The organism is Clostridium sp. AM42-4 (assembly GCF_003480105.1).
In the GTDB taxonomy this organism is placed as follows: domain Bacteria; phylum Bacillota; class Clostridia; order Lachnospirales; family Lachnospiraceae; genus Brotaphodocola.
Window position 1 is genome coordinate 115,908 of the sequence record NZ_QUIK01000004.1, and the last position, 13,859, is coordinate 129,766.

At 48.5% G+C, this 13,859-nt stretch carries 14 protein-coding genes; 1 reads left to right on the forward strand and 13 read right to left on the reverse strand.

Features of this window, described 5'->3' with window-relative positions; genetic code table 11:
* Positions 1-24: 24 nt before the first annotated feature.
* From rbsD to DW922_RS04715, 12 genes are all read right to left on the reverse strand, one after another.
* Complete coding sequence (rbsD, locus tag DW922_RS04660; RefSeq protein ID WP_118725969.1) at positions 25-423, reverse strand: D-ribose pyranase; 399 nt, start codon at positions 421-423, stop codon at positions 25-27.
* A 13-nt stretch (positions 424-436) separates the two neighbouring features.
* Positions 437-1,366 carry a ribokinase gene (gene rbsK, locus DW922_RS04665; protein WP_118543461.1) on the reverse strand — a complete coding sequence of 310 codons (930 nt, stop codon included), beginning with the start codon at positions 1,364-1,366 and terminating at the stop codon, positions 437-439.
* A 30-nt stretch (positions 1,367-1,396) separates the two neighbouring features.
* Positions 1,397-2,032, reverse strand: coding sequence for a deoxyribose-phosphate aldolase (deoC, locus tag DW922_RS04670; protein ID WP_118725970.1), 636 nt, complete (start codon positions 2,030-2,032; stop codon positions 1,397-1,399).
* Between the two features lie 104 nt (positions 2,033-2,136).
* Positions 2,137-3,162: a LacI family DNA-binding transcriptional regulator gene (locus tag DW922_RS04675; protein ID WP_118543459.1), complete on the reverse strand. Its 1,026-nt coding sequence runs from the start codon at positions 3,160-3,162 to the stop codon at positions 2,137-2,139.
* A gap of 136 nt (positions 3,163-3,298) precedes the next feature.
* Positions 3,299-3,682, reverse strand: coding sequence for a hypothetical protein (locus DW922_RS18385; RefSeq protein WP_195715003.1), 384 nt, complete (start codon positions 3,680-3,682; stop codon positions 3,299-3,301).
* The gene (locus tag DW922_RS04685; protein ID WP_118725971.1) at positions 3,657-4,031 is read right to left on the reverse strand and encodes a DUF5305 family protein; all 375 of its coding nucleotides are present in this window, start codon (positions 4,029-4,031) and stop codon (positions 3,657-3,659) included. The genes DW922_RS18385 and DW922_RS04685 overlap by 26 nt, the downstream gene beginning before the upstream one ends.
* A 45-nt stretch (positions 4,032-4,076) precedes the next feature.
* Positions 4,077-4,589 carry an isochorismatase family cysteine hydrolase gene (locus DW922_RS04690; protein WP_118725972.1) on the reverse strand — a complete coding sequence of 171 codons (513 nt, stop codon included), beginning with the start codon at positions 4,587-4,589 and terminating at the stop codon, positions 4,077-4,079.
* Between the two features lie 74 nt (positions 4,590-4,663).
* Complete coding sequence (locus DW922_RS04695) at positions 4,664-5,641, reverse strand: DNA/RNA non-specific endonuclease (RefSeq protein WP_118726022.1); 978 nt, start codon at positions 5,639-5,641, stop codon at positions 4,664-4,666.
* 73 nt (positions 5,642-5,714) lie between these two features.
* Positions 5,715-6,464, reverse strand: coding sequence for an ABC transporter permease (locus tag DW922_RS04700; protein ID WP_347560264.1), 750 nt, complete (start codon positions 6,462-6,464; stop codon positions 5,715-5,717).
* A 258-nt stretch (positions 6,465-6,722) separates the two neighbouring features.
* A complete protein-coding gene (locus DW922_RS04705; RefSeq protein ID WP_118718927.1) occupies positions 6,723-7,592 on the reverse strand; it encodes a YitT family protein in 870 nt (289 codons plus the stop codon).
* A 277-nt stretch (positions 7,593-7,869) separates the two neighbouring features.
* Entirely contained in the window at positions 7,870-9,528 is a 1,659-nt protein-coding gene (locus DW922_RS04710; RefSeq protein ID WP_118725974.1) for a metallophosphoesterase, read from the reverse strand.
* A 303-nt stretch (positions 9,529-9,831) separates the two neighbouring features.
* A complete protein-coding gene (locus DW922_RS04715) occupies positions 9,832-11,121 on the reverse strand; it encodes a galactokinase family protein (protein ID WP_118719035.1) in 1,290 nt (429 codons plus the stop codon).
* A 408-nt stretch (positions 11,122-11,529) separates the two neighbouring features.
* On the opposite strand from DW922_RS04715, the gene DW922_RS04725 reads away from it, so the two are divergent.
* Complete coding sequence (locus tag DW922_RS04725) at positions 11,530-12,543, forward strand: TIGR01212 family radical SAM protein (RefSeq protein ID WP_118725976.1); 1,014 nt, start codon at positions 11,530-11,532, stop codon at positions 12,541-12,543.
* Here the strand turns inward: DW922_RS04725 and DW922_RS04730 are convergent.
* On the reverse strand, positions 12,474-13,823 hold the full coding sequence (locus tag DW922_RS04730; protein ID WP_347560265.1) for a CapA family protein: 1,350 nt from the start codon (positions 13,821-13,823) through the stop codon (positions 12,474-12,476). The two genes, DW922_RS04725 and DW922_RS04730, sit on opposite strands and share 70 nt — an antisense overlap.
* Between the last annotated feature and the right edge of the window lie 36 nt (positions 13,824-13,859).

Sequence of the window (13,859 nt, forward strand, 5' to 3'; positions counted from 1 at the left end):
CGCCTCCTTTGGATTTCCTGATAACTAATAAGCACATCCTGCTGTCAGGATTACATTGGTATAGCCCGTAAACTCTCCCGTAAGGATAATGGCCTTTGCGTCTGCACTTCTGGCTTTTAATTCTGTATGCGGAATATACTCGATCGGAAGATTTTCCGGAAGCAGTGCTTTCGCCTTTTCATGAAATTCTGGTGTCACACTGAGTGCTTCATTCGCAAACGTTGCTTTTTCTACCACGATATATTTCAAGATTTCTTTCAGCACGTCCAGATATGCCGGATCTCCCGGTCTCCAGCCAAGATCAATCCGCTCTACCCCTTTCGGAATCGGCAGTCCCGCATCTCCGATCACCAGCGTATCTTTATGACGCAGTTCTGCAAGCACTCTTGCCAGCTGTGGATGTAAAATTCCTGTTTTCAGCATAAATCTTTCCCCCTTAATTTTTATGCGTATTTAAAAACTCATCGATTTCATTTCTGAGTGGCATGGCCGGAGTCGTGCCGATCTTCTGAACAGAAAGCGCAGCCAGTGCATTTGCGAAATTCGCTGCTTCCCAGATGTCCTTATCCTCGGCCAGTGCTGCAAGAAGACCTCCATTGAAAGCATCACCTGCCCCGGTCGTATCAACTGCATCTACTTTATATGCCGGAATGATGCCCTTTTTCTCTCTGGTATTGATGTAAACGCCTCTGCCGCCCAGTGTAATGAGCACACGCTTTACACCTTTTGCAAAGAACCACTCTGCCGCCTTGTCTGCCGCTTCTTCACTGTCCACCTTTACTCCGGTGAGAATCTCTGCCTCCACCTCATTCGGTGTGATCAGATCAACCTTACTTAACACTTCATCGCTGATTGGCTGCACCGGTGCGGTATTCAGAATCACCTTCACACCCTTTTTGCAGGCGATATCCACAATACGTTCTACCGAAGACACATTCGTCTCAAGCTGAGTCAGCAGATACTCTGCCCCATCCAGAAGGTCTTCCAGGGAGTCCACCTCCGCATCGGTAATGGTGTTGCAGGCTCCTAAGATAACAACGATCTCATTCTGGCTGCTGTTCTCGTCTACCATAATAAGGGCACATCCGGTTTCGGTATCATCGGAATATAAAACCCTGTCTTTCTTCATACCGAGCTCTGTCATCGTGTTCAATGCAATATCCGCAAAAGAATCACGCCCGAGTTTTGTTACCATCGTTACATCGGCCCCCGCTTTATGTGCGGCAACACCCTGATTAAATCCTTTTCCGCCCGGTCCCATCTTAAATACCGTTCCCTTGACGGTTTCACCAGGTGCCGGAAGGTGTGGGGTTCTGCCCATCAGATCCACTACAAAACTTCCAAATACAACTACTTTTTTCCCCATACGACATTTCCCTCTCTGTTCAGTCTTCTTTTACAGCAGCACAACTCCGTTTCCTGCTCCGATCCGGTCTGCTCCGGCTTCTACCAGTGCTTTTGCAGCTTCCGGTGTGCGGATACCGCCGCTTGCTTTTACCTTTGCACGGTCCCCAACCGTTTTTCTCATCAGTGCCACATCTTCTACGGTAGCACCGCCTGTGGAGAATCCGGTAGATGTCTTCACAAAATCTGCACCGGCCTTGACAGAAAGCTCACATGCACGTACTTTCTCTTCATCAGTCAGAAGACAAGTCTCAATGATCACTTTTACGACTGCTCCTTTGGAAGCTTCCACAACTGCATGGATATCTTTTTCGACATAGTCATCGTCTTTGTCTTTCAGGGCACTGACGTTGATCACCATATCTACTTCGTCTGCTCCGGCTTTTACCGCCTCGGAAGCTTCAAACGCTTTTGCCGAAGTCAACATTGCTCCCAGTGGGAATCCTACGACGCAGCAGGTCTTAACCTTGCTTCCTTTTAACTGTTCAGAAACCAGTGGCACAAAACAGGTATTGACACAAACGGATGCAAATTCATGTTCCTTCGCTTCATTGCAATAGCGGATAATCGTCTCTTTTGATGCATCAGCCTTTAACATGGTGTGATCGATCATGTGATTTAAACTCATAATACCCTCTCCTTTTCCTTGTTGAATTATGGTCAATGTGTAATCGGTTACACATTTGATGAAAAGAAAAATGTGTATCTTACTACACATCATTTCTTCTATTTTCACTTTTCCATATGAACTCCCCGTTCAGAACCTCTGAGTACAACCTGATATGGGACCAGAATGCGTTTCCCCCTCTGACGGTTTTTGCTGTCCGCGAAGCACTCCATGAGAAGTTTCATGGCCTCAGCCCCCTGTTGCTTTGCATCGCGCTCCACGACAGAAAGTTTGTAATCAATGACACGGAGTGTCTCGATATCATCAAATCCTAATAGTGCGATTTCCCGCCCCGGAACCATGCCGCATTCTGTCAGACATTTCAAACAACCAAGTGTCGATTCGTTGTTGGAGGAAAAGATTGCTGTTGGCGGATCCGGCTGTTTCAAAAGAGATTTGGCGGATTCATAAGCTTTCTCGCGTTTAAAATCTCCGTATGCGATATAATCTTCCCGCACAGGAATCCCTGCATCTTCGAGAGCCTGTTTATAACCTGCAAGCCGTTCTTTTCCCGGCTTTGATGTGCTTGGTCCGGCAATCACTGCAATCTTTTTGTGACCATTCTGAATCAGTGCGCTGACTCCATCGTAAGCTCCACCGTAATTGTCCACAAACACGCCGTCAAAACGTGCTCCCTTGATATCGCGGTCAATCAGTACCACCGGAATCCCGGATTCTTCTAATTTGATCAGGCTGTCCTTGGTTTGAGTATCCAATTGGGAAATCGGTGCAATAATCACACCCTTAAGTCTCTGACTGATTGCTACATTCAGCGACTCGTGTTCTTTGCTCAGCGTTTCGTTGGTTCCAAAATATACGATATTGTAGTGAAAGGCATCAGCCACATCGCTGATTCCGCTGATCGCCTTAAAAAAGAATTCATTTTCAATATCCGGAATAATAACTCCGATGCTGGGATTGTCCTTAATACTTAAGTTTCTGGCAAGCGCATTGGGAACGTAATTATATTCTTCCACTGCTTCCAGTACTTTTTTTCTTGTTTCTTCTTTTACGTAACCTGAATTGTTCAATACTCTTGAAACAGTAGCAGAAGAAACTCCTGCACGCCTAGCCAGTTCTTTAATGTTCATTTTTAAGGTCCTCTTTCGCTCTCGATTTAGGAAACCGATTACATATATGATATTACCATATAAACTGGTAAATGTAAACACTTTTTTGTGATTATGCACAATTTCCTAATTTCTCATATTTTTCCTGTATCCACGTTTATTCTATCATCAATTTTGAGGAAATCAAAGAGCTTTCTTTTCGGAGTCCAAACGCAAAAAGATCAGGTTTCCAAGTATGGTCTGTAGCGGAAACCTGACCTTTTACATCGTCATTGTCGTTATTCATAATCGCAGTAGAACCGGTGGTGTACTGGCCTTTCGCATCCGGGTCCATAGCTACGCCCATGAACAGATCCATGCGGTTGTCGGTTGCCGGGCTGCAAAGAATCTCTGCGTGTTTCAGAGCTGTGCGCAGTACTTCCGGATCTGCCTGCTCCAGAGCGGACAGGCGGACAAACTCAACTCCGCCGACGGTAAAGTACGCATCGTCTCCAAGGTTCAGTGCTTTTGCAAGCTTAAAGAACATATAAAACCGGAGCATTCTTATCTTCCGATATCTGAAGCAGGCTTTCGATACTCTGCAGCCGGATCACGCTCTTTCCGGTTGTGTCCGGCATTTCCTCCACTTCAAAAAGCTGGCTTCCATATTTTTTCAGCAGGATCCGCTTGCGGCGTTCCCAAGTTTCTCTTTCATCCGGTTCCCTGGTGATCCAGAGCACAAACCAGATCAAAAACAAGCCGAAAAGGATTCCCACAATTCCGACAATGACATTTTTCCAGCGGACCGGGAGTACACTTGTCTGATTTTCCGTGATCTGTCCGCTTTGTACATCCGTCTCAGGCAAGTCTAAGTGTGTGGAAAATATCAAAAGAAGATACTGATATAGCACTGATGTTGCCTCCGTCTGCGGTATTTTCGAAAAAAATCACAGTACTCAGTCCTCTCCATTCACATCAATCTGGCAGCTTCTCATTGTTTCCAGTGCTGCCTTGTGTTTTTCCGGCGTCACCCCTGCGCAGCAGCTTGCATCCACCGATATCACAGCCTCCGGATATTTTGCTTTCAGGATCAGTGCATTGGATACCACACAGATATCCGTGCAGACACCAATCAGTTCAATCTCATCCTGAGTTCCAAAGTCATCCCAATGCATCCAGCCGAAAGTCGGTTTATCGACGTATTCACAATGTTCTGTTTCGAGTCCCGGTACAATCTGCCACCCCTCTGTACCCTGAAGACAATGTTTCACCGGAAGTTTTTTGCCTTCAGGGGTATCCAGATAATTTTCTCCGTGTGTATCCCGTGTAAAGATAATCCGGTCTCCACGATCTGCATACTGTTTAATTTTATTTTTTACATTCGGAACAATTTCTCTGGCCTCTTTGCTGCCGAGGGAATCGGTCACAAAATCATTCTGCATATCTACTACGATTAATACTTTGCTCATAGCGCTTTTTTCTCCCCAAGTACTTTAATTTCTTTTTCTGTATTCTGTTTTTATCTGCGCACTCATTCTGCCCTCTATGGATTGCATTTCTTACACGGATCATACCCGGCAGCAATAATTGCATCCCTGCTCTCAGATAAAGCTTTTTTATTACTTTCCTTCATCTGTTTCACGGATGAGCAAGAGGGACGATGAAATTTCTTCGTATTGGTATTGAGGATATAGGTTTCTGTGACCTTTGCAGTTTCTACGGTTTCTGTACTGTTCTGCTCTGACGATGCAGTTTGCATGACCTGCTCTTTTGTTGATTCACCTTGGAAATCAGAACTATCGCCTGTTGTATAATCAATCTCGATTCCAGGCTGCACATTGTAAACATACACGCAGAAAAGAACTCCAGCACCTTTATCCTCTACAGACTCTGCCTCCATTAGCACACCAGAAGCCAGCAGATTGTTTCCTTCAAAAATTGGTGTCACACGATACAAAACATGGTTTCCGGTTTCTTTGATATAGTCTGCTGCCATATTTTCGAAAGGCAGCATTCCCTGAACGTTTAAATATCTGGTACCTGTAATCAGATTCTTCTCATTGGCATTCTCCGCTGTAAGCTGATAACCAATCAGATGACAACGATTATAGAGATATTTTCCGTCTACATTATCATATTTAATGGTATGCCAGCCTGACGGTTTCACTTGCCCGATTGCTCCGCGTTCCTGTGTCGGCATCAAATCTGTTCCGACAGATGCGTATGCAGTCCCACATCTTCCGAGTGAATCCAGATCACTGTAAGTCTCGAAAGAATCTTCGGTCAGATCCGTATCCGCAAAATACGGTTCATTGTCGTGAACAACGATATATGGCTGACCAGAATAAGCCGGTACTGCTGCCAGGTCAAATGCCGATGTTCCAGCCAAGACACGGTCTGCAACATGCGACTCTGTAGACACAACAGCCACTGTTTCCTGCTGTGGTACCTGAGCACACGCTGATACCCCCAATGATACAGCAGACAAAAGTCCCCATAACCACATATTCAGTTTTCTCATATTCAGCACCTCTCCAAGCACTTTTTCTTTTATTATACTACCATTTGCCAGGCAGAGAAAGAAAAAACGCAAATCAAGATTTTTCCCGTCGCGCGATCAGCTTATAAAACAATGCCGAAAACAGGCAAAGCAGTACAATCGAAAGAACTACGCAGTCTAACTGGAATACCTGGCTGCCATAAATAATGAGATACCCCAGCCCTCTCCTTGCCGCCAGAAATTCCCCGATGATCACGCCGACCAGGCACAGGCCTACATTGACCTTCATATTGCTTAAGATCAGCGGCACGGAGCCCGGCAGCAATACCTTTAAAAGAACATCCTTTTTGTTGCCGCCGAGGGCGTAGATCAGGCGGATCTTATCCGGGTCCATCGAGGAAAAACCGGTGTGCAGCGTCAAGATCGAGCCAAACACGGCGACCGATACGGCAGCCGCCACAATCGTATGCACATGGCTTCCCATCCAGACGATCAGCATCGGGGCCAGGGCCGATTTGGGCAGGCTGTTTAACATGACCAGATATGGCTCCAGAATTTCGGATGCGCTCCGGCTGGACCATAGTAGCACCGCCGCAAGAATCCCCACCACCGTGACGATCAGAAAGCTGACAATGGTCTCAAACAGCGTGATTCCTATATGGGAAAAGATACTCCCATCCCGCATCATCTTCCAAAAACAAAAAAGAACCCTGGATGGGGAGCTGAATATGAAATCATCGATCATATCCAGCCTGGTGCAGAGTTCCCAAAGGGCAAGAAACAAAACAAGGAGCATACTCCTTATGATCCTTACCTTTCTCTTATGCAGTTTTTCCTGTTCCATATATGCTTCCTGAAACCGGATCACGGACTGAGACTGTGAAGCTTGGTCAGACATCTTCCATCCTCCAGTGTTGTCTTCCATATTATAGTATGACAAAGAAGTGTTGCTGGGCACGCATGCATGGACACGGATCATCCAATGTGCCGCCGATACTGCCTTCCTATGCCATGCAGCACAAAAGCCACCGCAGCTTTCCCTCCAGAAAGCTGCGATGGCTTTTCCATCTTTTTCTTTACGTTTTCGACACATTTCAGAACCTTAGTTACTCAAAAATCCCTTACCAATGATCTCGCTGGAGTTAGAAATCAGGATAAATGCGGTCGGCTCAACTTTTTTGATATAGTTACGCAGGCGTACCGCCTGGCTGCGTTTCATGGTCGTCATGATGACGGTCTTGCTGTGATGGGAAAATGCGCCCTGTGCCTTGTAAACGGTGGCACTGCGGTTTAAATCTTCTATAATAAAATCACAGATCGGGTCCGGATGATCGCATATGATGTTAAAACACTTGCAGAGATTGATATTCTCGATGACTCCGTCGATCACAAGGGATTTCGCCATCAGACCCAGGGAAGAATACAGACCTGTGGTCGGCCCGAACACGAAGAAGGACATCAGCACAGAGGTAAGGTCTGCCAACAAAAGTGCGGTTCCGATATTCATGCTGGAATGTGCCTTTAAGATCATGGCGATGATGTCCGTTCCACCGCTGGAAGCACCAATGTTAAACAGGATCGCAGATCCGATCGCCGGAAGGAAGATTGCAAAGATCAGCTCCAGCATTGGCTGGTCGGTAATGGTTCCTGTCATCGGCATAAAGCGGTCCAGTGCACTTAAGCTGAATGACATGAGCATGCTGGAATAAACGGTTTTAATACCCACATCGGTTCCTAAAAACAAAAAGCCCAATACCAGAAGACCGGTGTTTACGATAAAGGTAAAGTCACTGGCATTCATTCCGGTCAGTCTACTGACGACGGACGAAAAGCCGGTAACGCCGCCAAATGAAAAGTTATTTGGGAACTTGAAAAAATAAATTCCCACAACCATGATCCAGATGCTCACCGTGATCAGTGCGTATTCCACGATCTTGCGTTTGACCGGATCTTCGATGTTCTGTGTAGCCATAATGTTCCCCCTGAATTGAAAAGAATATGCCCAGACCTATTTTCGCCAAGTCTTTTGTTTTCTCAGGCATCATTCTTAATCTTGAAAATCAAAAAATGCAAAAGAAAAGCAGAAACGAGCCATAGGCTCTCTCCTCTGCCAGAGAGACTATAACTCGTTCCTATTCAAAAAACAAACACTATTCTTATTGGCTTTATTACAGCATTTCTATTGTGCTATTTTCTTGTTTTTCTTTTGTCATGCTGTAGTGTGCGTCTGTCTTTCCTGGAAAGACACATCACGCTCCATCCTGCCCGGTTTCCACCCAGCCGCCGCCCGTCCAGCTTTGTCTGGGCGTCCGGCTGTCTTCCGCCATGCTCTGCATTTCCTTAAATTTCTTTCCCTTCGGATCGACCCGCTGCCACAGCGTGTATGCTTTGGTTGTTTTCGCATCGTTCCACGGCACCGCCTCGCCCAGACAGTACGGGAAATAAAGGTCGGCATACATCAATGCCATCTCTGCCTTTAAGTCATCCGGCACCATGGTGATGGTCTGCTTTACCTGTTCCTGGATCACGGATTTTGCATACTGCAAAGACCAGTCTGCAAAATTCAGCAGTTCCGGATTCTCCGATCCGTTTGCTTTCGCCCATGCAGCCACATCGGCCTTGCGAGTCTCAAAGGTCATGTTATCCTGAAGATCCCAGCTCAGCATGCCATACTGGTTGCCCGGGAAGGAATACGGACTTAACACGATCTCATGAATGCCATCCTGCGTTCCCTCCAGTCCCGGTCCGGTCACATGCTCCCGGATGCGCTGCACATGCAGATGACCGCTGATATAAAGCGGCACCTGGTACTTTTCCAGCAGCGCCGTCACCTCCGGCCCGTTTTCCATCTCACACTGGGTTGTGAACAGTCGGCTTTCCTGAAGCAGGTTGTGGTGCGCCAGCACAATTACCTGAATGCCATGCTCCTTCGCCACCCGCAGATGGGTTTCCATCCACCCCAATGTCGCATCGCTGATCCGGCCCTCCACATGGTTCCCGTCATCGTAGATGCAGGAATCCATCATCAACAGCCAGTGGGACGGATCTAACGGGTACACATAGCTTAACGATGCCTCATCGCGGTTCGGAGACTGGTCATAGCCAAACTCATGATAGATATCATAAAAATCCTTTCCGCTCTCCAGATATTCTGCTTTCTCCCGCTTATCTCCAAAATAAGTCGAAGCATTTTTATTCTGGATGTCGTGATTTCCCGGGATCACCACGACCGGAATCCCGGCATCCTGCACCTTCTGAAGCTTCTTTGCAAGAAGCTCATGGTTGATGCGCTCCCCGTTCAAGGTAATATCCCCGGTCAGAGCCAGTGCCGTGGGGTGATTCTCGATTGCTGTCTCCACCAGCGTATCCAGCATTTCTTCGCTGTACTGGTCAATCTTTCCATCGTCATGCTCCACCATGCTCCAAAACGCTTTTCCATCATCATGGGTAGTGGAACTCATATAATGAAGGTCCGAAGCCAGCATCAGGGTCGGCGGCTCATAAGGTTTCTCCTCTTCCGTTTCCGCTCCCTCCCCAGATGGTTTCCGATGCCTGCGCCGCTGCCGCCGGTATTCCGCCAGCCACTTCTGGCGTTCTTTCTCCAGGCGGGCCTGACGCGCTTCTTCGGACTCCTGGTCATACTCTCCGGTGCCGCTCTCTGAACGTTCTGTCCCCTCTTTTGTTTCATCCAATCCGTTCTGCTGTCCGGACGTACCGTTGTTCTTGTCACTGTTTGATTCTTCTTTTCCCTGATCTGCTCCGGCCTGCGCACTGCTTTCCTGCCCTGTTTTATCCTGCGGTGAACTGCTTCCCTGTTTATTTAACGCACCAAGGAACCACACGATTCCAATACAGATCAAAAGGAGTGCCCCATAGATCAGGGCTGTGATTTTTTTGTAATGTTTCATATTCCAGTCTTATCCTCTTTTCCGTCTGGAGTGATGCCGGAATTTCCGTAGAAACAATCATTCTGGCAATCGCCTGTCATCACAGCAGGTACACATGTGCTCTGAATATTGCCTCGTAATCAGCGGACGCGCCACTGGCGCCTCCTCGATATGCCAAGCAAAAAAATGACGGGCGGCATCACTACCGCCCGCCATCATATCACAGATTGACGAAAAAAGAAAGTTTGTTACTGTTCACATACGCAAACAATCCGAAACGTTTGTTACTGTTCACGCATGCGTGCCCAGCAACAAACGTTTGCATTAAATAATATCATTCACGCAGATTGCGCCGTAAGGACGGATGCTCATGCGGTATGCACTGCCTGCGCCCATGGCATGCTCAATGTAGTCGATGTACTCGTCCACGATATCATTTGGCAGCATCGCCATGATGACACCTGCAAAACCGCCGCCGTGAATGCGGCATGCACCGCGCTGTTTTTCCGCGATGAACAGTTCTGTCAGAGCCAGCGCAATGGAGATTCCCTGCTCCTGCACGCTGGCTGTCGTGTAGCAGTTCTGCAGCCACTTCCAGGAAGAGTTTCCGGATGCGGTAATGTTGGTTAAGAAGTCCTCGAAACGTCCCTCCTTCAAGGCTGATACCTCTGCCTCAACGCGCTTGTTCTCCTCAAAGAAATGAAGAGCACGCATCACGGAACGGTCTCCGGCAAAAGCACGGACCTCCTGGATGTTGTCGATCACCTGCTGCTCCGTCACTTCCGCGCAGACTTCCTTGCCAAAGAACTGGGCTACCTTCTTCATTTCATTCGGTACAGAGGAATAATCCGCACTTAAATCTGCATGGCCTTTTCCGGTCTGCACGATGATGAGGCTGTGGTTCTGGGATGCAAAATCGAAATCGATCTGCTCGACCTTCGGCTCAGCCGGCTCTAAGAAATCAATAGTGATCAGGCCTCCCACGGCGCATGCCATCTGGTCTAACAGGCCGGAGGCCTTATCCCAGTACACATTTTCCGCATACTTTCCGATGTGGGCATAAGCTACGGTACTCATGCGTCCATCGTTGAAGAAACGGTTTAACATCGAGCAAAGAAGCATTTCAAATGATGCAGAAGAGCTCACACCGGCAGAACTGATGACATTGCTGGTAATGTACGCATCAAAACCGCCCACTTCATAGCCCGACTGCTGGAAGCCCTTTAACAACCCCTTTACCAGATCGATGGTTCCGGCCTTCTTGGCACTCGGCTGCAGCTCATTTAAATCGATGGTAAATTTCTGGTTGAAGGTTTCGCTGATGATGTTGACCTTGCTGGAGTCATTCTTTGCTGCGATTCCCACACAGTCTAAGTTGATGCTTCCGGCCAGAACCTTGCCATGGTTGTGGTCGGTATGGTTGCCGCTGATCTCCGTTCTTCCCGGTGAACTGAACATCAGGATATCCTTCTCTCCAAAATTTTCCTGAAATTTTTTCACCAGCTCCTCATAACGGCTGATATTCTCGTCCACGTGTCCGGCTCCGTATAATTCGGTCATGCGGACTCTGGCTGCTTCTGACTGTAACAATTCCAATGTTTTTGCTTCGTTCATCTTAACCCCTCCATATTTCATGGCTTTTGCTTTCTCGCCTTTTGGCTTTTGGCATTCTTCCCTTTTGGCTTTTTGCTTTCCAGGCCTTTTTGCCTCTCTCTTTTGATTTCTGACTGCCTGCCCAATACATGCGCCGGGCAAGCTGTACAGCCACCTTGTTTTCAGTATAGCACAGCGCTTGTTTTTCCGGCAATACAATATTCTTTTACATATCTGTGTTTTTTTACGCTGCCGTTTATGCGTTGCGCATGCGGCAGCAACTTTTTGCAAAAAGAGTCCGCTCCACGCATTGTGCAGACAAAAAGAATCCGTTATGCTATACTATCTATATGAGTGAAAAAAGAACGTAACCGTGAAGCTACTGAACAGTTGCGAAAGAATCACTGCGAAAGGAAACATACCTCACACATGAACTGGAACGGCAAACCCTACCACTCCCTGGACTTTGAGATGAAGTCCCGCTTCGGCCAAAAGGTTTACAAAATTGCCTTAGATGGCCATATGACCTGCCCCAACCGGGACGGAACGCTCGGCACGCGCGGCTGCATTTTCTGCAGCGAAGGCGGATCCGGCGATTTTGCCGCGCCGCTTGCATTTTCAGAAGTCTCCGGATTTTTAGAATCCTCCATAGCTTCCGCCGTAAACGCACAGATCGAATCTGCCATCCTGCGCATCAAAAATAAGATGGGAACGGCGCCGGACGCCTACATTGCCTATTTTCAGTCCTACACCAACACCTATGCCCCGCTTTCCTATCTGGAAGCACTCTTTACCGCTGCCATCCGCCATCCGAAGGTGGTTGCGCTTTCCATCGGCACGCGACCGGACTGTCTGCCGGGTGAGGTCGTAAAGCTGTGTGCCCGTTTAAACCAGGAAAAGCCGGTCTGGCTGGAGCTCGGCCTGCAGACAATCCATGAGGATACCGCCCGTTTCATCCGCCGCGGCTACCAGCTCTCCACCTTCACCGATGCTCTGAAAAGACTGAGGGCAGAGAACCTGGAAACCATTGTCCATGTCATTTTGGGTCTGCCCGGCGAGAGCCGGGAACAGATGCTGCAGACGGTCCGCTATCTCGCCGGACAAGACATTCAGGGCATCAAACTGCAGCTTCTCCATGTATTAAAGGGAACGGATCTTGCCACTGTCTATGAACAGCATCCATTTCCTGTCATGGATCTGGAAGAATATCTGGATCTGGTCATCGACTGCATCGCCCTGCTGCCGCCGGAGCTTGTCATCCACCGGATCACCGGGGACGGACCGAAAAATCTCCTGATTGCGCCGCTCTGGAGCGCAAATAAGCGCCTGGTGCTCAATTCGCTCACCAGACGCTTCAAAGAACGCGGGATCACTCAGGGCTGTGCGCTGACTGCGCCGTCCGCCCCGATCGATACGCCAAACGATATGCTTTCTAAGTATTGATAAAACTGTGTCATTTCCCCGGAATCCGTCAGCATGCGGGTATAGCCGCCCGATGAGATTCCCGGAAGCAAGCGAAGACTTAGGTTTTCTCCCTGAAACTCCGCCTGCACCAGCATGGTTTTCGGGATGGAACTGCCAAACACAAAGTTTCCAAGACTGTAAAAGATTGGTTTCCCTTTATAATACTCGATGCCCTGCAGCACATGCGGATGGCTTCCGATCACCAGGTCTGCCCCGGCATCGATGTAGCGCTTCGCCAGCGCCCGCTGGTATTCCTGCGGCTTTTCATCGCGCTCGATGCCCCAGTGGATCAGGACCACCACCTTTTCTCCATCTGCATGGCAGCTCGCGATCTGCTGGAGCAAAGGCTCTACCGAAACCTCATAAGAGGACAGCATGCCCGGATGCCCGTTCGTGGCCGCCCAGCCAGCTTCCGGGATGACGCGGGTGGCTCCAATCAGCGCCACCTTCTGTCCATTCTTCTCAAACACAACCGGCTGTTTCGCCGCATTCAGGTCTTTTCCGGCGCCGGTATGCAAAATCCCGGCACCATCCAGTACCTCACAAGTATCAAGAAGTGCATCTACCCCATAATCCAGTGCATGGTTATTGGCCAGTGTCACGGCATCGATTCCCATTTCCTGAAACAGGGAAACCTTTTCCGGTGCCAGACGGAAGGTATACTGCTTGTCTGCTGCCTGCGTTCCGCGGCTGCTGAACGGAAACTCCTCATTGACTGCAAAATAATCGACGGACTGGATTGCATTCCGGTAATTCTGGTCCAGGACACCGGAAATTCCGCCTGCCCGGCTGTAGGCATTCAGCACATGGTCAGACAAAAGCATGTCACCAGAAAAGAGAATCGACATGGAAGCGCCAGAATCTTCTGAAAATTCGGCAGCTTTTCCGACCAGATTTTCCGGAAGTTCCCCCGGATTTCTTTCCTGATCCCCGCCCGGATTGTTCGCCTGGGCCCCGTCCGGATTTTCTCCCCTTGCCGCTCCGGCATCAGCTGCTTCTGTCTCCAGCACAATCTCCGCTGCCGTATTCTCACCGTAATCTTTTTCTGTCCCGGCTTCTTCTTTTCTGTTTTCACTCTGCCCGGCACCGTTTTCGGCTGTCTGTGCAGTCGTGATCTTCTCATAGGATCCATAGCCACACCCCGGCAGGGATAGTAGCAGCAGCAATGCTGCCACCAGCACACCGCCCCGGTAATTTTTCCGTCTTTTTTCCGGCTTTGTGGGCTGCACATACCAGTTTTTCCACATTTTGTCCGTCATATTTGTTCTCCAATCCACTTTACAGCCTCATTCACA